The sequence below is a fragment of the Paraburkholderia sp. JHI2823 genome, assembly GCF_038900695.1.
GTDB classification, from domain to species: domain Bacteria; phylum Pseudomonadota; class Gammaproteobacteria; order Burkholderiales; family Burkholderiaceae; genus Paraburkholderia; species Paraburkholderia mimosarum.
The window spans coordinates 493,258-516,343 of record NZ_JAYMRY010000001.1 but is presented as its reverse complement, the minus strand read 5'-3'; the positions used below and the strand labels follow the sequence as shown (position 1 = coordinate 516,343).

At 65.9% G+C, this 23,086-nt stretch carries 19 protein-coding genes; 7 read left to right on the top strand and 12 right to left on the bottom strand.

Annotated elements, in window-relative coordinates:
• The first annotated feature begins 100 nt into the window (after positions 1 to 100).
• Entirely contained in the window at positions 101 to 631 is a 531-nt protein-coding gene (locus tag VSR34_RS02430; RefSeq protein WP_028214470.1) for an NUDIX domain-containing protein, read from the top strand.
• A 52-nt stretch (positions 632 to 683) separates the two neighbouring features.
• Positions 684 to 1,196 (top strand): thioesterase family protein, encoded by a 513-nt coding sequence (locus tag VSR34_RS02425; protein WP_042289254.1) that lies wholly within the window; start codon positions 684 to 686, stop codon positions 1,194 to 1,196.
• An 8-nt stretch (positions 1,197 to 1,204) separates the two neighbouring features.
• Here VSR34_RS02425 and VSR34_RS02420 read toward each other — a convergent pair whose 3' ends face one another.
• The 3 genes from VSR34_RS02420 to VSR34_RS02410 all read right to left on the bottom strand — a co-directional run bounded on the left by VSR34_RS02420 (position 1,205) and on the right by VSR34_RS02410 (position 4,057).
• A complete protein-coding gene (locus tag VSR34_RS02420) occupies positions 1,205 to 2,122 on the bottom strand; it encodes a DUF4922 domain-containing protein (RefSeq protein WP_028214469.1) in 918 nt (305 codons plus the stop codon).
• Positions 2,123 to 2,128: 6 nt separating this feature from the next.
• Entirely contained in the window at positions 2,129 to 2,614 is a 486-nt protein-coding gene (locus VSR34_RS02415; RefSeq protein WP_028214468.1) for an adenosine-specific kinase, read from the bottom strand.
• A 189-nt stretch (positions 2,615 to 2,803) separates the two neighbouring features.
• Positions 2,804 to 4,057: an MFS transporter gene (locus VSR34_RS02410; protein WP_028214467.1), complete on the bottom strand. Its 1,254-nt coding sequence runs from the start codon at positions 4,055 to 4,057 to the stop codon at positions 2,804 to 2,806.
• 475 nt (positions 4,058 to 4,532) lie between these two features.
• On the opposite strand from VSR34_RS02410, the gene VSR34_RS02405 reads away from it, so the two are divergent.
• Entirely contained in the window at positions 4,533 to 6,215 is a 1,683-nt protein-coding gene (locus tag VSR34_RS02405; RefSeq protein ID WP_028214466.1) for a methyl-accepting chemotaxis protein, read from the top strand.
• Positions 6,216 to 6,291: 76 nt separating this feature from the next.
• Here VSR34_RS02405 and iolB read toward each other — a convergent pair whose 3' ends face one another.
• The 7 genes from iolB to VSR34_RS02370 all read right to left on the bottom strand — a co-directional run bounded on the left by iolB (position 6,292) and on the right by VSR34_RS02370 (position 15,359).
• Positions 6,292 to 7,095 carry a 5-deoxy-glucuronate isomerase gene (gene iolB, locus VSR34_RS02400; protein ID WP_028214465.1) on the bottom strand — a complete coding sequence of 268 codons (804 nt, stop codon included), beginning with the start codon at positions 7,093 to 7,095 and terminating at the stop codon, positions 6,292 to 6,294.
• Positions 7,092 to 8,006 (bottom strand): myo-inosose-2 dehydratase, encoded by a 915-nt coding sequence (gene iolE, locus VSR34_RS02395; protein ID WP_342961764.1) that lies wholly within the window; start codon positions 8,004 to 8,006, stop codon positions 7,092 to 7,094. Before iolE ends, iolB begins: the two co-directional genes overlap by 4 nt.
• A 30-nt stretch (positions 8,007 to 8,036) precedes the next feature.
• The gene (gene iolD / locus VSR34_RS02390) at positions 8,037 to 10,028 is read right to left on the bottom strand and encodes a 3D-(3,5/4)-trihydroxycyclohexane-1,2-dione acylhydrolase (decyclizing) (RefSeq protein ID WP_342961763.1); all 1,992 of its coding nucleotides are present in this window, start codon (positions 10,026 to 10,028) and stop codon (positions 8,037 to 8,039) included.
• A complete protein-coding gene (iolC, locus tag VSR34_RS02385) occupies positions 10,025 to 12,025 on the bottom strand; it encodes a 5-dehydro-2-deoxygluconokinase (protein WP_342961762.1) in 2,001 nt (666 codons plus the stop codon). Before iolC ends, iolD begins: the two co-directional genes overlap by 4 nt.
• A gap of 38 nt (positions 12,026 to 12,063) precedes the next feature.
• A complete protein-coding gene (locus VSR34_RS02380) occupies positions 12,064 to 12,873 on the bottom strand; it encodes an ATP-binding cassette domain-containing protein (protein ID WP_028214634.1) in 810 nt (269 codons plus the stop codon).
• A gap of 15 nt (positions 12,874 to 12,888) precedes the next feature.
• Complete coding sequence (locus VSR34_RS02375) at positions 12,889 to 14,052, bottom strand: ABC transporter permease (protein WP_342961761.1); 1,164 nt, start codon at positions 14,050 to 14,052, stop codon at positions 12,889 to 12,891.
• A 290-nt stretch (positions 14,053 to 14,342) separates the two neighbouring features.
• On the bottom strand, positions 14,343 to 15,359 hold the full coding sequence (locus tag VSR34_RS02370; RefSeq protein ID WP_238328106.1) for a sugar ABC transporter substrate-binding protein: 1,017 nt from the start codon (positions 15,357 to 15,359) through the stop codon (positions 14,343 to 14,345).
• Positions 15,360 to 15,694: 335 nt separating this feature from the next.
• On the opposite strand from VSR34_RS02370, the gene VSR34_RS02365 reads away from it, so the two are divergent.
• From VSR34_RS02365 to VSR34_RS02350, 4 genes are all read left to right on the top strand, one after another.
• On the top strand, positions 15,695 to 16,585 hold the full coding sequence (locus tag VSR34_RS02365) for a MurR/RpiR family transcriptional regulator (RefSeq protein ID WP_028214637.1): 891 nt from the start codon (positions 15,695 to 15,697) through the stop codon (positions 16,583 to 16,585).
• A complete protein-coding gene (gene iolG / locus VSR34_RS02360) occupies positions 16,578 to 17,618 on the top strand; it encodes an inositol 2-dehydrogenase (protein ID WP_342961760.1) in 1,041 nt (346 codons plus the stop codon). The genes VSR34_RS02365 and iolG overlap by 8 nt, the downstream gene beginning before the upstream one ends.
• Positions 17,619 to 17,680: 62 nt before the next feature.
• Positions 17,681 to 18,736: a Gfo/Idh/MocA family oxidoreductase gene (locus VSR34_RS02355; RefSeq protein ID WP_342961759.1), complete on the top strand. Its 1,056-nt coding sequence runs from the start codon at positions 17,681 to 17,683 to the stop codon at positions 18,734 to 18,736.
• Between the two features lie 120 nt (positions 18,737 to 18,856).
• On the top strand, positions 18,857 to 19,084 hold the full coding sequence (locus VSR34_RS02350) for a sulfurtransferase TusA family protein (RefSeq protein WP_028214640.1): 228 nt from the start codon (positions 18,857 to 18,859) through the stop codon (positions 19,082 to 19,084).
• A 101-nt stretch (positions 19,085 to 19,185) separates the two neighbouring features.
• Here VSR34_RS02350 and galU read toward each other — a convergent pair whose 3' ends face one another.
• Positions 19,186 to 20,067, bottom strand: a complete 882-nt coding sequence (gene galU / locus VSR34_RS02345) for a UTP--glucose-1-phosphate uridylyltransferase GalU (RefSeq protein WP_028214641.1) — start codon at positions 20,065 to 20,067, stop codon at positions 19,186 to 19,188.
• An 81-nt stretch (positions 20,068 to 20,148) separates the two neighbouring features.
• On the bottom strand, positions 20,149 to 23,028 hold the full coding sequence (locus tag VSR34_RS02340; protein WP_342961758.1) for a valine--tRNA ligase: 2,880 nt from the start codon (positions 23,026 to 23,028) through the stop codon (positions 20,149 to 20,151).
• Positions 23,029 to 23,086 lie beyond the last annotated feature (58 nt).

The window sequence follows — 23,086 nt, the reverse complement described above, 5'->3', positions numbered from 1 at the left end:
CGATAGCCCACTAGAATGGGCGTTTCGCGCGCCAGCCGCGAGCGCGCCCGCCGGGCCGCGCGGCCTGCCTTGCGCGCCATCGATCCGCGCCATTTCATCCATGACCGATTACCAGTTTTGCCCGCGCTGCGCCTCGCGTCTGACCGAGCGCGCCGATCCGTCCCACGAAGGCGGCCGGGTGCGTCTCGCCTGCCCGGACCTCGCCTGCGGCTACGTGCACTGGAACAATCCGCTGCCCGTCGTGGCGGCGATCGTCGAGTACGAAGGCCGCATTCTGCTCGCGCGCAACGCCGCGTGGCCCGAAGGCATGTTCGCGCTCATCACCGGGTTCCTCGAAAACGGCGAGACGCCCGAGGAGGGCATCGCGCGCGAGGTGCACGAAGAAACGTCGCTGCGCGCCGAGAGCGTCGAACTGGTGGGCGTGTACGAGTTCATCCGCAAGAACGAACTCATCATCGCGTATCACGTGAAGGCGTCGGGGACCATCGCGCTTTCTCCCGAACTGCTCGAATATCGTCTCGTCGAGCCCGCGAAGTTGCGGCCGTGGCGCGCAGGCACGGGCCAGGCGCTCGGCGAATGGATGCGACGGCGCGGTCTGCCGTTCGAGTTCGTCGAGCGTCCCGGCCAATGACGCCCGCGCAACGCGTCCCGCTTCTCCGCCAAGCCATCTCCGGACTTCTTCGATGAACCGACCTGTCACCGTCGCCCGTTCCGGGTATCGCCATTTCCTGCCGATCGGCACGCGCTGGATGGACAACGACGTCTATGGCCACGTGAACAACGTCGTCTACTACAGCTACTTCGACACCGTGGTGAACGAGTATCTCATTCGCGCGGGGGCGCTCGACATCGAGCACGGCGCGACGATCGGGCTCGTCGTCGAGACGCAGTGCAACTACTTCGCGCCGCTCGTGTTTCCGGAGCGCGTGGAGGCGGGGCTGCGCGTCGCGCGCCTCGGCTCGTCGAGTGTGCGCTACGAGGTCGGGCTGTTTCGCGAGGGCGAGGATGCGCCTGCGGCGCAGGGGCATTTCGTGCACGTGTACGTCGACCGGACGACGCGCCGGCCCGTGAGCGCCTTGCCTGATGCGCTGCGTGCGGCACTCGAACCGCTCGACATCGCGAGCGAGGGGAGCGACGCGAGCACAGCGGCCGATACGGTGACCGGCAGCGCGGCGAATCCGTCGCGCGCAGGTTGAAACGCGGCTCAGCGCGCCAAGCCGACACGTTCGAGCGCCCTCATCGGACCGATTAGGGCGAGCGTTTGCAAGTGCGCTGCATCGCGCACGAAGAACGAACCGGCGAAACCGAGCGAGTTGATCGAGATGCCCTCGACGCATTCGGCAGAGCGCGGCACGACCAGCATCCAGCGCCGCGTGACGAGCAGGTTGTACGGCGCGCCCTGATGCGCGACGCCGCCGACATCGACGGCCGGTACGCCTGCCGCATCGAGCAGCGCGCGATAGCAGTCGAGCGCCACCCGCGCGGCGTCGCCCGGCGAGCCGGAGCCGGAATCGAGGCGCGCGAACGCATGGCGAAAGGGGAGACTCGGCACGATCGCGATCGGCCGTGCACCGTGGGCCGCCTGCGCGCCGCTGAACAACGCTTCGATCGGCGCCTCTTGCGGCGAACCGTGCGGCGAATCGCCCACGAGCGGCAGCGGCACCAGCTGCAGATGCTTGTGCGGCTGGCTCGCGCCCGCGGCGGTCCCGCCGTTGTAGAACCCAAGGCCATCGATCTCGCGCTGCGCCGCGATCAGGGCGGTCAAGTCGGCCGCGTCGAGCAGCGCTTCCTGCGGTTCGTAGCGACGCGTCACGATCAGCAGATGCTGGTCGATCACGTTGAACTTGTTGAGCAGCGCGACATGCGTGGGCGAGAGATCGGCAACGAATAGGTCGGGCTCGTAAGGCAGGAAGGGATTGCGCGGCGGAGGCACTTCGGACCCCATCGAAACAGGTGGCGCGAGGCGCGCCGCCTCCTTGCGCGCGAGGTTTTCGGCCACGCGCACGGTAAAACGCACGCCGCCATCGTCGATGAAGGTGTGCGCGGTCTCGATGCGATGGAGCGCGCCGCACGCGAGCGCGTGCGCCGTCTGGCGCTCGATCGCCGCGCGCAGCGTTTGCATCGGCGCTCAGGCCTTGTAGCCGATCGCGCGTAGCAGGTCCTTGCGCCAGCGCACGTCGTCCTCGGCCTCCACACCCAGCGGCGGCATGCCGTCCACGACGCCGATGATGCCGCGCCCCTGGTCCGTTTCCGCGATCAGCACCTGCGTGGGGTTCGCGGTGGCGCAGAAGATGCGGCACACCTCGGGCACGCCCTTGATCGTGTTGAGCACGTTGAGCGGGAAAAAGCCGTCACCGAGAAAGACGATGAAACAGTGACCGGCAGCGATGCGCGACGCGTTCTGGGTGGCCATTTCGATGAGCCCATCCTGCGTGCCCGAGCGTCTCACCAGCCGTTTGCCCGACGCCTCGCAGAACGCCAGGCCGAACTGGATGCCGGGCACCGCGCCGACGAGCGCCTCGTGCAGATCCTCGACGGATTTGATGAAGTGGGTCTGGCCGAGAATGAAGTTGGTGGCTTCGGGCTTTTCGATCTCTACCGTGGACAGTTGCATCGCTCACCTCGCGCGGGTGTCTCGAAAGCGCCGCCTTCCACCGGCGTTGCGGCGGCTGGCGGCCATTAACAAGCCTAGTACGAAGTCGCGGCGGGGCAAAGCGTGCGAGAGGCGAACAAGCAAGAACGGCCGGACGCCCTCGCGGGTCGTCCGGCCGTTCTCGCCGGGGAGCGAGGCGTGTCGCCGTGCTCAGGCCGCCTTCTTCGGGCGCCTGGCTTCCACGTCTGGCAGGAAGACGGTGAGGATGCCGATGAGCGGCAGGAACGAGCAGACCTTGTAGACGAAGGCGATGCTGGTGGCGTCCGCCAACTGGCCGAGCACCGCCGCGCCGATGCCGCCCAACCCGAACGCGAAGCCGAAAAAGAGGCCCGCGACCATGCCGACCTTGCCCGGAATCAGCTCCTGCGCATAGACGAGAATGGCCGCGAACGCCGAGGCCAGCACCACGCCGATGATGACGGTGAGCACGCCGGTCCAGAACAGGTTGGCATAGGGCAGGAGCAGCGTGAAGGGCGCCACGCCGAGAATCGAGCCCCAGATCACGTACTTGCGGCCGATGCGGTCGCCTACCGGCCCGCCGATGATCGTGCCCGCGGCCACTGCGGCGAGGAACACGAACAGATGGATCTGCGCGGCCTGCACGCTCAGGTGGAAGCGGTCGATCAGATAGAACGTGAAATAGCTGTTGATGCTCGCGAGGTAGAAGTACTTCGAGAACACGAGCAGCACGAGAATGCCGATGGCGATCGCCACGCGCGAGCGCGGGAGGACGACGTGAGGCGCTTCGGCGCGCTTCTTTTTCATCGCCGGATGGGCCTTGTACCACCGGCCGATCTGCGTGAGCACGACCATGCCGACGAGCGCGGCCGCCGAGAACCACGCGATGCTGCGCTGGCCGTGCGGAATCACGACGGCCGCGGCGAGCAGCGGCCCGAGCGACGTGCCCGCATTGCCGCCGACCTGAAAGAGCGATTGCGCGAGGCCGTGGCGGCCGCCCGAAGCCATGCGCGCGACGCGCGAGGATTCCGGATGGAACACCGATGAGCCGCAGCCCACCAGCGATGCCGCGACCAGCAGCACGCCGAAAGTCGGCGCGACCGACATCAGCAGGAGGCCGCAGAGCGTGAAGCCCATGCCGACGGGCAGCGAGTAAGGCATGGGGCGCTTGTCGGTGAAGACACCCACGAGCGGCTGCAGCATCGAAGCCGTGATCTGGTAGGTGAGCGTGATGAGGCCGATCTGCGTGAACGACAGCGAGAAGCTGTCCTTGAGCATCGGATAGATGGCGAGGATCAGCGACTGGATCATGTCGTTGAGCAGGTGCGAGAAGCTGATCGCACCCAGCACGGGGTAGACGGTGCGTTGCACCGCGGACGCAGCGGCGGCCGCGGACGAACCCGCGGCGGCACCCGGCAGGGCGCGCTTGTCGAGACTGGTTTCCATGTTGTCGGTAGCAGCAGAGAGTATTCAGCGGGCGCCGCTTCGGGGAGCAGCGGCGACGGCATGAAAGGACATGTATAAGAGTTATGGGCGCAGTGTAATGTGTCTTGGTCGAAATGTACGGACAAGCTTTGTCGAGAATCGGACACATCGCGTGCGCCAGGCCCTGCGGCCCTCTGTCGCAAGGGGCTGCAGCCAGCACCCGAATTTCTTCAGGGATTTTTGGCATTCGTTTGGATCCTGTATAACCGTCGCCAGGTGCGCCCACGAGGCGCCCGATTACGGGGCCGGAGTATGAGAAGCACCGCGCGCGGCGGCATGTTAAAGATTGCGCGAAGGTGTGCCGTAGACCGGGGTTGAGGCGCAACGCAAATCACGAACGATGGCGTGGCGTCGAACAACAGGCAGAGCAGTGCTCTGCATGGGATGGGACTCAGCGCTGAAGCGCCAGGACCCATCGGCATGGAGACCGAAAAAGATGAAAGCAGTTTCGCAACGCGGCAGGCACGCGGGCTTCGTGCCGCAGGATCCGGCATCAGGCGCCACCCTCGCACCGCCACGCAAGACGGGACGCCCCGGCGCCGCGACGCGCAACGCGCGACTCTCGGTGAAAGCGACACTGCGCCTCGCCTTCGCGCTCGTGCTGATCGGCACACTGGCCATCGGCGCAGTCTCGCTCGCGCAGATCAGCCGCCTCAACGGCTCGGCGCAATCGATCTACGAACAGGGATACGTCGCGAGCCGCGCTGCCGAGGAAGCGCGCGGCCATGTGCTGCGCGCGAGCCGCGCGCAGAAGATGCTGCTCACCGCCACCACGGCGCGCGAGCGTGACGAACTGGGCCAGGACATCGACAAGGATCTCGGCGCGCTCGAACGCGGCATGGGTCAGCTCCAGGAATACGCACAGCTGCAGGGCGGCGACGCGCTGGCGCTGCAAAAGAAGCTCGCGGACGCGACCACGGCATGGAGCGGCCATTTGCGCGACTTCGTGACGCTCGTGAAGCAGCAGCCGCTCGATCTCTCGCAGATGAGCTGGCAGGTGGGCACCCAGGACGTCTCGCTCCTCGTCGAGACCGGCAAGCTCGAAACGCTCGTCAACGACCTCGTCGAGCAACGCGGCACGGCGGCCAAGGCGACCATCGAGAAAGCCGGGTTCATCTTCAAGTCGTCGTTCGTGATGATGGCGGTCGCGACCGTGGCCATGTTCGTGCTCGCTTTCTTCGTGAGCGAGTGGGTCGTGCGCCGCATCGCGCGGCAACTGGGCGGGGAGCCCGCGCATGCCAAGGCCATCGCGGCGCGCATCGCGGCCGGCGATCTCGCGCAGCCCGTGGCGGTTCACGCGCGCGACGCGTCGAGCATGCTGGGCGCGCTGCGCGACATGCAGCAAGGCCTCTCGACGACGGTCGCCGAGATCGCCGCGAGCGCCGAGGCGATCGCTTCGGCCTCGGGCGAAATCACGACCGGCAATCTCGATCTCTCGCGCCGCACCGAAGAACAGGCGATGGCGCTCGAGCGCACGGCGAGCAACATGGAGCAGCTCACGTCCACGGTGCGCCTGAACGCCGAGAACGCCGAACAGGCCAGCACGCTGGCGGGCAACGCCTCGGCCATCGCGGAGAAGGGCGGCGCGGTCGTGGGGCGCGTCGTCTCGACGATGCAGCAGATCGACGAAAGCGCGAAGAGCATTGCGGACATCATCGGCGTGATCGAGGGCATCGCGTTCCAGACCAACATTCTCGCGCTCAACGCCGCTGTCGAAGCGGCGCGCGCGGGCGAGGACGGGCGCGGCTTCGCGGTGGTGGCGGGCGAGGTGCGCAGCCTCGCGCAGCGCAGCGCGGCGGCGGCCAAGGAAATCAAGACGCTCATCGACGCGTCGGTCGAGCGCGTCGCCAACGGCTCGACGCTCGCGCAGGACGCCGGCTCGACGATGGATGAAGTCGTGAAGGCCGTGAAGCGCGTGAACGACATCATCGGCGAGATTTCGGCGGCCTCGCGCGAACAGCGCTCGGGCATCGAGGAGATCGGCCGCGCGGTCTCGCAGATGGACGCCGGCACGCAGCAGAACGCGGCGCTCGTCGAAGAGGCAACCGCGGCGGCGCAGTCGCTCGACGATCAGGCAAAGGTGCTCAAGCGGCTCGTGGGGAAATTCCAGTTGGCCTGATGATGGCCGTTGGTTGCCGATGCAACGAAAAACGCCGCGTTGATTTTGCACAACGCGGCGTTTTTTTATGCGCCCATCACTTCGCGTCGCGCTCGATGATCCACTCGTGCGCGGGGTCGTTGTGGAAGTGCCATTCGCGCGTTGGCCCCGCCATCACGTTCAGGTAGTACGAGTCGTAACCATAAGGCACGACCACCGGGTGATAGCCGCGCGGCACCATCACCACGTCGTGATCTTCCACGGCCATCGTTTCGTCGAGATCGCGCGCGTCGGTGTACACGCGCTGGAAGGCGAAGCCTTGCCGCGGGTTGAGCCGGTGATAGTAGGTTTCTTCGAGCGCGCTTTCCTGCGGCAGACGGTCGGCGTCGTGCTTGTGCGGCGGGTAGCTCGACGAGTGGCCCGAAGGCGTGCGCACCTCGACCACGAGCAGCGATTCGGCGGCCGCGTCTTGCGGCAGGATATCGCAGACGTAGCGCGTATTCGCGTTCTTGCCGCGCGTGGAGCGCTTCATCTGCGCGGGCTCGATGAGGCGGATTGGCAGCGTGCCTTTGGCCGGCGCGCTCGCCACCCCCACCTCGGCTTCTCGCGTCGCGCGCACCGTGGCCTTCACGCGGGGCGGCACGTAGAGCGCGTAGGGCGCGGCGTCTTCGAATACGCTGTCGCGCGAGCCGAGGCTCGACCAGCGCTCGCCGCCGGCTTCGATATCCACCGCACCCGAGAGCACGACGATGCAGCTTTCGCGATCGGGCTCGGATACGTAGACGACCTCGTCCTTGCCGAGCCGATAGGCTGCGAAACCGACATAGCGCCAGCCCGCGGTGTCGGGCGTGACGCGCGCGATCGTCTGGCCTTCGCGCGAGGCCTTGACCAGCAGAGTCATGCTGCCTCCTTCGATTGGGTGTCCGTAGCATCGACGAGTGTGCGCAGCGTGCGGTAACCCTTTTGCGCATATTCGTACGATGGTGCGACGACAGGGTCCTGCTCGGCTTCGACTACGAGCCAGCCGCGATAGCCGTGACGTTTCAGGCGCGCGACGATCGCAGGGAAATCGACGGCGCCGTCGCCGGGCACGGTGAACGCGCCGGCGAGCACGGCGTCGAGAAAGCTCCAGTTGCGGTTGCGCGCAAGCTTGATGACAGCGGGGCGCACGTCCTTGCAGTGGACGTGGCACACGCGCGCAATGTGCTTGTCGAGTTCGGCTATCGGGTCGCCGCCCGCAAACGTCATGTGGCCCGCGTCGAAGAGGAGGCCCACTGCATCGCTCGTGCGCGCCATGAGCTTGTCGACGTCGGCGGGCGTTTCGACATAGGCGCCCATGTGGTGGTGATACGCGAGGCGCACGCCGCGCGAGAGCGTATGGCGCGCGAAGGCGTCCACGCGCGCGGCGTATTCGTCCCACTGTTTGTCGCTGAAGAAGCGCGGCCGTTGATAGAGCGGCCGCGGCGCGCCCTGGATCGAATTGGCGACCTCGCCGTACACCATCACCGTTGCGCCGTTCTGCGCGAGCAGGTCCAGATGCTTTTCCACCGCGGCGATTTCTTCCTCCACGCTGCGCCGCGCGAGCATGCCCGAGTACCAGCCGGAGACGAGCGAGAGATCGTATTGCGCGAGCAGCGCCTTGAGCGCCTGCGGCTCGCGCGGAAACTTGTTGCCGAGTTCGAAGCCCTCGTAACCGATCTCGCGCCCTTCGGTGAGCGCCTGAGCGAGCGGCGTCTCGCCGCCAAGCGAAGGCAGGTCGTCGTTCATCCACGACAGCGGGTTGATGCCGATGCGTACTTCAAATGCGCTCATGTGCGCTCCTCGATGTCTCTATCAGGCTCGTCATGCTTGATCGGGTTCGTTGGCGCCAGCGAGGCCGTCGTCTTCTGCCTGCGCGCGTCCGCCACGCTCGGCGATATGCGCTTCATAGCGCGAGCGCGCCTCCCGCACGGCTACCCGCGTCGACACCTCGGGCACCGCGACTTCCCACCACCAGCCGCCTTCCTCGGTGGTGCGCGCGGGGTCGGTGTCGATGCTGACCACGTAGGTGCGCGACGAGGCGCGTGCGCGCTGCAGCGCCGCTTCGAGTTCCGCCACGTTCGCCACGTGTTCGGCCTGTGCGCCGAGCGAGCGGGCATGCGCGGCGAAGTCGATGCGCGGCGCGCCGAGCGGCCCTTGTGCGCAGTCGTCGAACAGGTTGTTGAACGGCGCGCCGCCGCAGGCCTGCTGCAGGCGGTTGATGCACCCATAGCCGCGGTTGTCGAGCACGACGATGATGAGCTTCGCGCCCAGCATGACCGAGGTGGCGATCTCGCTGTTCATCATCAGATAGCTGCCGTCGCCCACCATGACGATGACCTCGCGATCGGGCCGGGCAAGCTTCGCGCCCAAACCGCCCGCGATTTCGTACCCCATGCACGAGTAGCCGTATTCGACGTGATAGGCGCCGGGCCGGCCCGCGCGCCATAGCTTGTGCAACTCGGCAGGCAGCGTCCCGGCCGCGCAGACGACGATATCTTCGGTGTATGAACGGTTAGACGAGCGTTGTACCGCGCCGATCACGTCGGCGTCGTAGGGCAGGGTGTCGCGTTCCCCGCGCGCATGCGTGAGACGTTCGACGCTCGCGCGCCATTCATTGGCGAGGCGCTGGGCGCGGGCGGTCCAGTTCGCGTCGGCGCGCCAGTTGATCAGCTCGTCGTTGAGCGCGGCGAGCGCCTCGCGCGCGTCGGCCTGCACGGCCAGGCCGTGATGCTTGAGCGCGTCGAAGCCGTTGGCGTTCACGCCGATCACGTGCGCGTTGGCAAAGAGCGAGTTGGAGCCGGTCGTGAAGTCCTGCAGACGCGTGCCCACGGCGAGCACGCAATCGGCGTCGCGCGCGAGTTCGTTGGCGGCGGGCGAGCCCGTCACGCCGATCGCACCCACGTTGAGCGGATCGTCCCAGGCGAGCGAGCCTTTGCCCGCCTGCGTTTCGGCAACGGGTATGCCGCGCGAAGCGGCAAGCGTGCGCAACGCCTGCGACGCGCGCGAGTACAGCACGCCGCCGCCCGCCACGATGAGCGGGCGTTTCGCGCGATGCAGCTGCGTGAGCGCCGCATCGATCTCGGCCTGAATGGGCGCGCTCGCGTGGAACGTGACAAGGCGCGGTGTAAAGAAGCTCGCCGGGTAGTCCCACGCCATTGCCTGCACGTCCTGCGGCAGCGCGAGCGTAACGGGGCCGCAGAGCGCTGCGTCGGTGAGCACGCGCAGCGCACGCGGCAGCGCCGTGAGCAGTTGCGCGGGATGCACGATGCGGTCGAAGTAGCGCGACACCGGCTTGAGCGCGTCGTTCGCCGAGACGCCGCCATCGTGCAGATCCTCGAGCTGTTGCAGCACCGGATCGGGTTCGCGCGAAACGAAGATGTCGCCGGGCAGCAGCAGCACGGGCAGGCGGTTCACATGCGCGAGCGCGGCCGCCGTGACGAGATTGGTGGCGCCTGGGCCGATCGAGGTCGTGACCGCCATCATGCGCCTGCGAAAATGCGCCTTCGCATACGCGATCGCGCTGTGCGCCATGGCTTGCTCGTTGTGTGCGCGCAGCGTGGGCAGCTCATGCCGATACTGATAAAGCGCCTCGCCGATGCCGGCCACGTTGCCGTGCCCGAAGATCGCGAACACGCCACCGAACAGCGGCTCGGTGCGGCCCGAGCCGTCTTCGCTCGCCACGCGCTGCGCCGCGAGATAGCGCACGAGCGCCTGCGCCGCCGTGAGCCGTACCGTGCTCGCGTGGTTGGCCGGCGCTGCGTTGTGCGGGCTTTCCGGCGAGACGTCGCCGACAGGAGCGATGCGTTGGTTCATGCCGCTTTCTCCTCGTGTTTGGGGTGCGTGCCGCGAGCGTCGGCGCGCGCCGCGCGCCACGCGCCTATGAGCGTTTCGAAAGCGCGGCGCGCGCGGGCGATCACTTCGTCGTCGCCGATCTCGCCCGCGAGCCACGCATGGCTCGGCTCGTAGAAGATCGAGCGGCCCACGGTGAAACCGCGACAGGTGTTCGATGTCGCGGCCGCACGGAAGCCTTCCACGAGCTGCTCGATGGGCGCGGAAAGCCCGAGCAGCACGACGCCGCAGCAATACGGGTCGCGCTCGGCGACCAGCGCATCGATGTCGTGCCATTGGGCGGCATCCATCGGTTCGAGCTTCCACCATTCCGGGTAGAGGCCGATGTTGTAGAGCCGCTTGAGTGCGCGATAGACGGTATCCGGCGCATTCGGCTTGCCATTGAGCTTCGGCGGGATCACTTCGAGCAGCAACTCGTGGCCGCTCGCCTGGGTGGCATCGTAGAGCGCGCGCAGTTGCGTTTCCTGTTCGATGCGCTGTTCGATGGGCTCGTCGGGGTGGAACTGCACGAGGCATTTCACCGTGTGTTCGATCGGCCAGGTGGCGAGCGTCGTGCCGATCGAGCGGCCGTGATCGAACACGAGCGGCACGGAGCCCGGCAGCTCGACCGGCCGGCCGATCCACCAGCCGCGCCCGGTCGCGGCATTGAGCGCGTCCTGGCCGTAGCGGTCGTCGATCAGGACACCGATGCATCCTTGCAGGCCAAGGCTGCGCTCGGTTTGCGCGACCGCCTCGACGAAGAGATTCTTCAGATGCGCAATGCGCGTTTCGTCCGCGCCCGTCTGCTGCGCGAGATCGAAGAACTGGTTGCGATGATCGAACGCGAAGCCGAGCACTTCGTCGCGCGGCGTGCGCGCGGGCGTGACGCGATGCAGGCGCGCGAGCGTCGCGTCGCGGTCGGGGCGGCGCATGCGCGCCGGTTCGGCGGCGGCTTCGCGCAGGAAGTAGTCGAGTTCCACCGGCGTGGGCATGGCGGGCGCGCAGCCGTGCCGCGAGACGACCAGCGCACCGCACGCGTTGGCCGCGCGTGCGCATTCATCGAGCGTTGCGTCGCGCAGCCAGCCGGAGAGGAAGCCGGAAGCGAACGCGTCACCGGCGCCCAGCACGTTGAGCACCTCGACTTCCACGCCGCGCTGCATCGGCAGTTCGTCCATCGAGGCGGGCACCGCGCCTTCCACGATCTGGCAGCCGAGTGGCCCGCGCTTGACGACGAGCGTCGCGCCCGAGACTTCGCGCACGCGCTCGAGCGCATCGACGAGCGTTTCCTTGCCGCCCGCAATGCGAAACTCTTCCTCCGTGCCGATCACGAGATCGAAGAGCGGCAAAATGCGCTGCAAATGCGCGCTCACGCCTTCGCTCGCCACGAAGCGCGTTTCGCCATCGGCCTTGCCCGTGAGGCCCCAGAGCACGGGCCGGTAATCGATGTCGAGCACGGTGCGCACATCGTTGCGGCGCGCGTAGTCGAGGGCGGCGAGGCTCGTGCGGTTCACTTGCGCGGTAGAGAAGTGCGTGCCGGTGATGAGCAGCGCCTTCGACGAAGCGATAAATGCCTCGTCGAAGTCTTGCGCGTCGGCGGCCATGTCGGCGCAGTTTTCGCGGTAGAAGATCAGCGGGAACGTGTCGCGGTCCTTCAGGCCCAGCAGCACGAGCGCCGTGAGGCGTTCGTGGTCCACGCGCACGTGGCTCGTATCGCAGCCTTCTTTCGCAAGCGTTTCGACGAGAAAGCGCCCCATGTGATCGTCGCCCACGCGCGTCAGCATTGCCGATTTCAGGCCAAGACGCGCACAGCCGAAGGCGATGTTCGCGGACGATCCGCCCAGATACTTCGCAAAGGTGGAGACGTCTTCGAGCCGCGCGCCCACCTGCTGCGCGTAGAGGTCGACACCGAGGCGGCCGAGGCAGATGATGTCGCGGCTGCGTCCGGTGGCGAAGCGGCTCGGAGTTGAACGAGTGTGGGCCATATGGATTCCTGAGGAGTTCTGTGCGAGGCGTGCGATGCTCAAATGGTCGCGCCGTCAAGCTCGGCGATCATCTTCTGCATTTCCGCGCCGCCCGCCATCATGTCGAGCACTTCGTTCTTGCTGATCGTCTCTTTCGTATAGGTGCCGAGCGAGCGGCCGCGATTGAGCAGCGTGAACGAGTCGCCGATGGGGTAGGCATGATGCACGTTGTGCGTGATGAAGATCACCGAGATGCCCTTGGCCCGCGCCGCATGAATCAGCTTGAGCACGTTGAAGCTTTGCTTCACGCCGAGCGCGGCGGTGGGCTCGTCCAGAATCAGCACGCGTGCGCCGAAGTGAATGGCGCGCGCAATGGCGAGACATTGCTTTTCGCCGCCCGACATCGTGCCGATGGCCTGATGCGGGTCGCGCACGTTGATGCCCATGCCGGCGAGGCGTTCCTTGGCGATCGCGGCGCTCGCATCGAGGTCCATCACGTTGATGAAGCCGAACAGCTTTTTCTGCGGCTCGCGGCCCATGAAGAAGTTGCGCGCGACAGAGAGCAGCGGCACGAGCGCGAGATCCTGATAGACGGTCGCGATGCCGAGATCGAGCGCGTCCTTCGGCGAGTCGAACGTCACGGGCTTACCGTCGACGAAGTACTGGCCCGAAGTGGGCTGGTGCACGCCGGCGAGCGTTTTGATCAGCGTGGACTTGCCCGCGCCGTTGTCGCCGAGCAGGCAGTGAACCTCGCCGCGCTTCAGGCGCAGCGTGACGCCGTTCAACGCGATGACCTTGCCGAAGTACTTGCTGACGTTCTCGAGCGCGAGAATCGTGTCGTCGTTTGCGGGATTGAGCGTATCGGACATTTGAGCATCTCCGGCTTACGATTGCGCGACGCGGCGGCGCACATAGTGATTGAAGAGCACGGCAATCAGCAGCATCACGCCGAGGAACACGCGGAACCAGTCGGAATCGATGTTCGTATAGGTGATGCCGATCTGCACGACGCCGAAGATGAGGGCGCCGAACGCGGCTCCGATCACCGAGCCGTAGCCGCCGGTTAGCAGCGTGCCGCCGATCACCGCGGCAATGATCGCTTCGAACTCCTTCTGAAGACCGCGGTCCGCGGCGGCGGAGCCGATGTCGCAAACCTGCAGCACGGCGAAGAGGCATGCGCAGAACGCGGTGAGCATGAAGAGCGAGATCTTCACGCGCTTCACGGGCACGCCGACGTTTTTCGCGGCGTTCGAATCGCCGCCGACGGCGAGGATCCAGTTGCCGTAGCGCGTCTTGGCGAGCACGAAGGCACCGATCGCGACGAGCGCGAACCACCAGAGAATGACCTTGGGCACGCCGGGCACGAGCGGCTGGCCGTTGTCGAGCATCCTGCCGATGCCGACATGCGCGAGCGCCACGAACAGGCCCTTGAACGCCGTGCCGTGAAAGAGCAGGTTGGTCAGGAAGTCGGCCCTGGCGACGTCGCCCACGCCCGAGACGATCGTGCGGTCGGCGAACATGATCGATAGTGCGAGCGTCAGGCCGCGCAGAATGAAGAGGAACGCGAGCGTGACGATGAACGAGGGCAGCCGCGTGCGCATCACGAGGTAGCCGTTGAGTGCGCCGAGCGCGACGCAGCCCACGAACGCAAACAGAATCGACAGCGCGATGGGCCAGTGAAAGTACATCGTGGGGATTGCGACCATCATGCCGGCGAAGCCGATCATCGAGCCGATCGAGAGATCGAACTCGCCGGCGATCATGAGCAGGCAGGCGCCAACGCTCAGGATCCCAAGGTAAGCGGCAACCTGCGACCAGTTCATCACGCCGTCGAGATCGAACATGCCCGAGCCGCCCGCGCCGATCGCGAAGACGGCGAAGACCAGCACGGTGCCGGAAATCGCGGCGAATTCGGGGCGGCCGAGCAGGTGGCCGAACCACGATTCGCGGCGCACGCGTTCGTCGCTGGCCCCTGGCTGCGGCGTGGGCGTCTCTTGAGCGCCGCTCTCCGGTGCGTGCGAGGGGAAGTGTTTGCCGGCTACACCCATGATGTCTCCTTTGTCGACCGAGTTGGTGCTTTAGCACTTACTCCGGTCCCATGTAGAACTGTCGACCGGAGTTGGCGCAGAGCACCTGCTCCGGTCCCATGCCTGGTAAGCGGTCGACCGGAGCTCGATTGACCGCTCCAGTCTCACGCAATGACGAATACCCGAGCGCATTCCCCACAAGCCACTGCCTTGCAGTAAAAGCAACACGGTGAATGGCGCGCGGCGAGGCTGGCGAGGGGCGATGGGCATCGGAAGATGCTAGCCGTCGCCGCGCGTTGTAGAAGAAAAACCTAGCGGTATTGACCCGCGAACTTCACGACCTTGTCGAGATTCTCCTTGGTGATGAAGCCCGGGCCCGAGCGGATATTTTTCGGGCCATACGAGGGCTGCAGGCCATAGGTTTCGAGACGCTGCTTGAACTTGGGATTCGCTTCGAGAATCTGGCGGATCTTTTGCGGATCCGTGGTGTGATCCTTCTTCACGATCGCGAGCACGGCCACCGGGATGTAGCCCTGCAAGTACGGCTGCTGGTCGATCGCGAACTGGATCGTGCCCGCGCGGATCGCCTTCGCAATGTCGTCCGAGAAGTCGAACGTGCAGAAGTAGATCTTGCCCGCAAGGCCCATCTGGTCGACTGCCTTCAGCGTGGCGGCCGCCGGCACCGGGCCGAGCGTGAGGATCGCGCCCGTGTTCGGATGATTGCGCAGATACGCGCTCACCTTCGACTGGATCTCGGTCGGGTCCTGGCCCGAGTCGATCGTCGAAGACTTGTAGTCCACGCCGAGCGCGTCGGCAAAGCCGCGGCAGCGCTCGAACGAAACGGCGTTGGTGGCGAAGTGGTTCACGCACAGGAACGATTTGACGCCCGCCGCCTTGGCCTTCTCGCCTGCGGCGTGGCCCGCGACATATTCGGGCTGGCCCACATGCATGATCGCGCCGAGCTGCGCGCTTTGCTCCTCGGTGCCCGAGTTGATCGTCACGAGCGGAATCTTCTTGGCCGTGACCTTGCCGATGGCACTCTTGAGCACATCGTAGTCGGCGATGGTGACGATCACGCCGTCGTAGTTGCGCGCGGCGGCCTGTTCGATCAGCCGCGACATGTCGGCGATGTCGCCGTTGGGCGGATTGCGATAGTCGGTCTCGACGTTCCAGTCTTCGTCGGCCTGCTTGATGGCGTTCTTGATCGTGTTCCACCACGAGTCGGAATCGGGCGCGTGGCTGATCAGCACGAAATGCGCGTCGGCGGCCTGCGCCGTTTGCGCGCCGAGGACGCTCACGCCGCTCAGTCCCGCTGCCAGCGCGAGCATTGCGGCCAACCTTCGGAGCATCGTCTTGCCCTTGCGTTGAGTCATTGTCTCCACCTTTTTCGGTCTGTCGTTCGTTCTTGGGGCGAGCGCCGCAGCCGCGCGTTGTTGTGCAGAGTGTGTGCGCATCGTCGTGAACCGTTGCGCCCCATGCCGCGCTCATCGACAAGATTAGGACATCGCCTCGCGACTTGCAACGAAAATTTCATTGCAAATAAAAATGGAAAATCTGTTCCATTCGTGTGACACGCTGCCTATAATCGGCTCCGTCGACATGCCGTGGAATGCAAGCCAGAGAAGGCTTTGCGGCAGTGCGGCAATGAGCAAGGAAAACGATCATGGCGGATGAAACGACCGACGCCGTAGCGGGCGTGGATGAATTGATGCAGCGCATCGCGGGCGATTACGAGGCACTGCCGCGCCAGCTGAAAAGCATCGCGACCTACATCGAGCAGCACCGCGCGAGCGTGATGATGGACCGCACGAGCGACATTGCCGCGAGCTGCGGCGTGCATCCTTCGGCCGTGGTGCGCTTCGCGCAGCGCTTCGGCTTCTCGGGCTTTTCCGATCTGCAAGCGGTGTTCCGCCAGGCGTATGCGGGCCAGGGCGCATCGGCCACGAGCTACCAGCAGCGCATTCGTCAGCTGATCGACGCGAAGGAAGGCGAGGCGAGCCCGGAGATGGGCGGCGCCGTCGCGCGCGAGTTCATCGGCGCTTGCCGCAGCGGCCTCGACGAGCTCGAAGCGGGACTCGACGGCGCGCAGTTCGACGAAGCCGTGACGATGCTCGAGCAGGCGGACAACATTTATGTGGTCGGCGTGCGCCGCTCGTTTCCGGTGGCGAGTTACATCGTCTACGCGCTGCAGCACACGAGGAAGCGCGTGCATCTCGTCTCCGGCCTCGGCGGCATGTACCACGAGCAGATTCGCAGCGTGAAGAAGGGCGACGTGGTGATCGCCATCAGCTTCGCGCCTTATGGCAAGGAAACCCAATACTGCCTGCGCGTGGCGCAACAACATCACGCCAGAACGCTCGTCATTACCGACAGCCAGCTTTCGCCGCTCGCGCGCCATGCGACCGCGCAACTCTATGTGAAGGAGGGGAGCGCGTTTGCGTTCCGCTCGCTCACCAGCACCTTCTGCCTGTGCCAGGCGCTCTTCATTGCGCTTGCGTACCGGCTCGAACTCAACGTGGAAGAATCGACCGACACCGGAGGATACGATGACTAACGGAGCAAGCGGCGCAAGCGGAGCAAGCGGAGCAGCGCAAACGCTGGATGTGGCCGTGTTCGGCGCGGGACGCATCGGCCGCATTCATGCGGCGAATCTCGCGCGCCAGCCGGGCGTGCGCCTCAAGTACGTGATCGACGTGAACCGCGAGGCCGCCGCCGCGCTCGCCGCGCAGCACGGCGCCCAGGTGGCCGATGGGGACGCCGCGTTCGGCGACGCATCGATCGGCGCGACGGTGATCTGTTCGAGCACCGATACGCACTCCGAACTGATCCTGAAGTCGGCCGCTGCGGGCAAGCATATCTTTTGCGAGAAGCCCGTCGATCTCACGATCGAGCGCGCAGGCGCGTGCGCCGAGGCGGTCGAGCGCGCCGGCGTGGTGTGCATGATCGGCTTCCAGCGCCGCTACGATCCGACGTTTGCCGCGCTCAAGGCGCGCCTCGACGCGGGCGAGATCGGCACGCCGGAGATGCTGATCGTCACGAGCCGCGACCCTGGCGCACCGCCTGTGGAGTACCTCCTGCACTCGGGCGGCATCTTCAAGGACATGCTGATCCACGACTTCGACATCTTCCGCTGGATTCTCGACGACGAAGCGCTGAGCGTGCACGCCACGGGCAGCTGCCTTTCCGATCCGGCGATTGCCGACGCGGGCGACATCGACTCGACGGCGGTGACGATCCGCACGAAGCGCGGGCGCCTCTGCCAGATCAACACGGCGCGGCGCGCGGCCTATGGCTACGACCAGCGCTTCGAGGTGCTCGGTAGCGGGGGCATGCTCCAGGCGGGCAACATGAAGCCGACCGAAGTGGTGGCGTGGTCGAAGACGGCTGTGGCGCAGGACGTGCCCGAGGCGTTCTTCCTCGAACGCTATCGCGCGGCCTATGCGCGCGAGATGGCGCACTTCCACGAGGCCGTCACGCAGGGCGTGCCGGTGCGCACGTCGGTAGCCGACGGCCTGAAGGCGCTCGAACTGGCCGAAGCCGCTTCGCTGTCGTGGCGCGAAGGCCGGGTGGTGACGGTGGGTGGTTGATCCGCAGAGGGCGAGTGAGGATCAAGCGCAGTTCAAGCGTGGCTCAAGCGAGGAGAGCAAGGATGCAGGCGATCGATGTTGCCCGGCCGTTGCGCGTGGGCGTGGCGGGACTCGGGAGGTTGGGGCGGCGGCATGCGCTGAACCTGGCGCATCGCGTGCCGGCGGCGACGCTCGCGGCGGCGTGCAGTCCGCTCGAAGCGGATCTCGCGTGGGCGCGCGAGGCGTTGCCCGCCGCACGACTGTATGCCGACTACGCCGATCTGCTCGCCGATGACTCGGTCGATGCGGTGTGGCTCGTCACCCCTTCGGCGCTGCACGCCGGGCAGATCGTGCAGGCGCTCGAAGCAGGCAAGCACGTGTTCTGCGAAAAGCCGCTTTCGCTCGACGTGGCCGAATGCGAACGCGTGGTGAGCGTGGCGCGCCGCCATGCCGACCGGCAGGTGACGATCGGCTTCATGCGCCGCTTCGACCCAAGTTATCAGGATGCCTACACAAAAGTGCAGACGGGCGCGATCGGCCGGCCGTTTCTCGTGCGCTCGCAGACCTGTGACCTCAACGATCCCGAAGGTTTCTTCGTGCGCTTCGCGCCGACTTCGGGCGGCATCTTCCTCGACTGCACGGTGCACGACATCGACGTCGCGCGCTGGCTGCTCGGCAAGCCGCGCGCCACGCGCGTCTACGCGGCGGGTGCCATCGCGCTGCACGAAGGCCTGCGCGAATCCGGCGACGTGGACAACGGCGTGGCCATCTGCGAATTCGAAGGCGGGCGTCTCGCGATGTTCTATGCCTCGCGCACGATGGCGCACGGCAACGACACATCGAGCGAGGTGATCGGCACGGCGGGGGCGCTCGCGATCGGGCGCCTGCCGCGTGCCAATCGCGTGGAGATCTATGACGCGAGCGGCGTGCGAAGCGCTTGCACGCCCACGTTCTTCGACCGGTTCGAAGAGGCGTTCCTGATCGAGGCGCAGGCGTTCGTTACGGACGTGGCGGCGCGAAAGCGCGGTGACGTGCAGAACGCGAGCCAGGGCGCGACGCTCGAAGACGCCCTGGAAGCGACGCGCATCGGCCAGGCGCTGCGCGAATCGCTGCACACGGGGGCGGCGGTGACGCTGTGAGCGGGGCGCGGCAATCGGGAGGCAAGCGGCGGTCCCCGTGGCTGCGGTAAAATCGACGCTATTGCCAGCGCCGTCTCACGCCGCGACGGTGCGCCACCGAAGGATCCAACCCCGATGCAGATTCAGGTTCACAAGGAAGTGGATGCGCGCGGGCTGAACTGCCCGCTGCCGATCCTGCGCGCCAAGAAGGCGCTCGCCGACATGGAAAGCGGTCAGATTCTAAAGGTCCTCGCGACCGATCCCGGGTCGCAGCGCGATTTCGCCGCGTTCGCGAAGCAAACGGGCAACGAGATCGTGGAAAGCTCGAAGCAGGAAGAGACGTTCGTGTTTCTGATGCGCCGTCGCTGATCACCTCGGCAGACGATAAAAAAACGGCCCGCGTGAGAACGCGGGCCATTGTCATTGATGCAGTCCGGCACGACTCAGCCGGGGGCGCCTGCCGGGGGCGCCTAGCCTTCGAGCACCGGCTTGCGCGTACGCAGATATTCCTCGAAATCGGCGCCGACTTCCGGGTGGCGCAGCGCGAACTCCACCGTCGCCTTCAGATAGCCGAGCTTGCTGCCGCAGTCGAAGCGCGTGCCGTGGTACTTGTACGCGAGCACCTGCTCGTCGGCGAGCAGCGACTGGATCGCGTCGGTGAGCTGCAGCTCGCCGCCCGCGCCCGGCTTGATCGACTTCAGATGCTCGAAAATGCGCGGCTTGAGCACATAGCGGCCGACCACGCCGAGATTCGACGGCGCGACTTCGGGCGCCGGCTTCTCGACGATACCGGAGAGCTTGACGATCGAGTCTTCCCATTCCTTGCCGTCGACGATGCCGTAGGAGCGCGTTTCCGAGGGCGGGATCTCTTCCACGCCGAGCACCGAGCTATGGTAGTGGTCGAACACCTCGACCATCTGCTGCATGACCGGCGGCGTGCCGTAGAGCAGGTCGTCGGCGAGAATCACGGCGAACGGGTTGTCGCCCACGAGCTTTTCCGCGCACAGCACGGCATGGCCGAGACCGAGCGCTTCGGGCTGGCGAACGTAAAAGCAATCGACGTTGTTCGGCTTGATGTTGCGCACCAGCTCGAGCAGCTTGGCTTTCCCGCGCGCTTCGAGTTCGGCCTCGATCTCATACGACTTGTCGAAATGGTCCTCGATCGCGCGCTTGCTGCGCCCGGTCACGAAGATCATTTCGGTGATACCCGCAGCCACGGCTTCTTCGACCGCGTACTGAATGAGCGGCTTGTCGACCACGGGCAGCATTTCCTTCGGGCTCGCTTTCGTGGCCGGAAGGAAGCGCGTGCCGAGGCCCGCAACCGGAAATACCGCTTTTGTCACTTTCAGCATGTCTTTCGTCCCTGTCCTGGTGCTCGCAGGACGCCGCGGGAGCGGCGCCGTGCGTTACAGCCTTGCTTGCCGATATGGCTCTCAGGCCGGCAACCGCGTGAGTTGCGCGGTCAGCTTGTCCAGCGTTGCCTGGTATTCTGCCAGTCTTTTCTGCTCTTGCTCAACGACCGCTGCGGGTGCTTTTGCTACAAAACTGTCATTTCCTAGCTTTGCCTTGCACTTTGTCACCTCATTGCCGAGGCGGGCGATTTCCTTCGACAGGCGTTCGCGTTCCGCGGCGACGTCGATCTCCACTTTCAGCACCAGTTTGTCCGTACCCACGATAGCAACTGGCGCGCCTGCCGAAGCTGCATCGAGCGCCGCTTCGTCGGCGATGATCTGGACCTCCGAAAGCTTCGCGAGCGCCTGCGCATAGGGCGCGAACGTCGCGAGGCGCCCGGCATTGCCCGTGGCCAGCAGCGGCACCTTCGTGGCGGGCGAGAGGCCCATCTCGCCACGCAGGTTGCGGCATGCGTCGATCACGGCCTTCAGGTCGGCGGCCCATTGCTCCGCGTTTTCGTCGATCTTCTTCGCTTCCGCCACCGGGTAGCGCTGCACCATGATCGATGCTTCGCCTTCCAGCGCATTTTTGCCATTCGCTTGCGGGTACGCGTCGGTGAGCGGCGCCACCTTCTGCCAGAGCGCCTCGGTGATGAACGGAATCACCGGGTGCGCGAGGCGCAGCACCGTCTCCAGCACGCGCAGCAGCGTGCGGCGCGTGGCGCGCTGCTGCTCGGGCGTACCCGTCTGGATCTGCACCTTCGCCAGTTCCAGATACCAGTCACAGTATTCGTCCCAGACGAACTTGTATATGGCGTTGGCCACGTTGTCGAAGCGATAGTCCGCGAAGCCCTTCGCGACTTCGGCTTCCACGCGCTGCAGGAGCGAGACGATCCAGCGGTCGGCCTGCGAGAAGTCCGTGTAGCCGCCGGGGCCGCAATCGCCCGGCTGGCAAGCACCCGGCTTGCTGAACCCGCAGTCGTGGCCTTCGCAGTTCATCAGCACGAAGCGCGTGGCGTTCCAGAGCTTGTTGCAGAAGTTGCGATAGCCCTCGCAGCGCGCGAGGTCGAAGTTCACGTTGCGGCCGAGCGTGGCCATCGAGGCCATCGTGAAGCGCAGCGCGTCGGTGCCGAACGCGGGAATGCCTTGCGGGAATTCCTTGCGCGTCTTCTTTTCGATGGTCGCGGCCTGCCTGGGATTCATGAGGCCCGTGGTGCGCTTGGCGACGAGCGTCTCGAGATCGATGCCATCGACGATATCGATCGGGTCGAGCGTGTTGCCCTTGCTCTTCGACATCTTCTGGCCCTCGGCGTCGCGCACGAGGCCGTGCACATACACGGTGTCGAACGGCACCTTGCCGGTGAAGTGCGTGGTCATCATGACCATGCGCGCCACCCAGAAGAAGATGATGTCGAAGCCCGTGACCAGCACCGACGAGGGCAGGAAGGCCTTCAGTTCCGGCGTATCCGCAGGCCAGCCGAGCGAAGAGAACGGCACGAGCGCCGACGAGAACCATGTATCGAGCACGTCTTCGTCGCGCTTGAGTGCGCCCTTGTAGCCCCTGGCTTCGGCCTGCGCGCGCGCTTCTTCCTCGCTCTTCGCGACGAAGATCTCGCCGTTCTCGCCGTACCACGCCGGGATCTGGTGGCCCCACCAGAGCTGGCGCGAAATGCACCAGTCCTGGATGTTTTCGAGCCACTGGTAGTAGGTGGTCGTCCAGTTCTCCGGCACGAACTTGATCTGGCCGTTGCGCACGACGTCGAGCGCGGTCTCGGCGATCGACTTGCCGGGGTTGAACGTGCCTTCGGGCGCGGGCTTGCTCATCGCCACGAACCACTGGTCCGTGAGCATCGGCTCGATCACCACGCCCGTGCGGTCGCCGCGCGGCACCATCAGCTTGTGCGGCTGCACCGAGTCGAGCAGTCCCAGCGCCTCGAAATCGGCGACCACCTGCTTGCGCGCCTCGAAGCGGTCGAGGCCGCGGTATTTGGCCGGCGCGTTGTCGTTGATCTTCGCGTCGAGCGTGAGGATCTCGATCATCGGCAGGCCGTGGCGCAGGCCCACCTGGTAGTCGTTGAAATCGTGCGCGGGCGTGACCTTCACGACGCCCGTGCCGAACTCGCGGTCCACGTACTCGTCGGCGATCACCGGAATTTCGCGGTCGGTGAGCGGCAGCTTCACCATCTTGCCGATCAGGTGCGCATAGCGTTCGTCTTCCGGGTGCACCATCACGGCCGTGTCGCCGAGCATGGTCTCGGGACGCGTCGTGGCGACGGTCAGCGTGGCCGAGCCGTCCGCGAGCGGGTAGCGCAGGTGCCAGAGGTTGCCGTTTTCCTCCTCGCTCGCCACTTCGAGATCCGAGACGGCGGTGAGCAGCACCGGGTCCCAGTTCACGAGGCGCTTGCCGCGGTAGATCAGGCCCTGTTCATAGAGGCGCACGAACACGTCGCGCACGGCGGCCGACATCTTGTCGTCCATCGTGAAGTACTCGCGCGACCAGTCGATCGAGGCGCCCAGACGGCGCACCTGACCGGTGATGGTCGAGCCCGACTGCTGCTTCCATTCCCACACGCGCTCGACGAACTTCTCGCGGCCCAGGTCGTGGCGCGAAATCTTTTGCGCGTCGAGCTGGCGCTCGACGACGATCTGCGTGGCGATGCCCGCGTGGTCCGTGCCCGGCACCCACAGCGTGTTGTCGCCGAGCATGCGGTGGTAGCGCGCGAGCCCGTCCATGATCGTCTGGTTGAACGCGTGCCCCATGTGCAGCGTGCCGGTGACGTTGGGCGGCGGCAACTGGATCGAGAAGTTGTTGCGGCCGGGCTCGAAGGTCGCGGCGGCGTAGCCGCGACGCTCCCATTCGGGGCCCCAGTGGGCCTCGATCGTCTGGGGCTCGAAGCTTTTCGCTAGCGTGCTGTCGCTCATGGGTGGAATCTGCCGAAAAAAGGGATGCGGAAACGTTCGATTATAAGGGGAAGTCCTC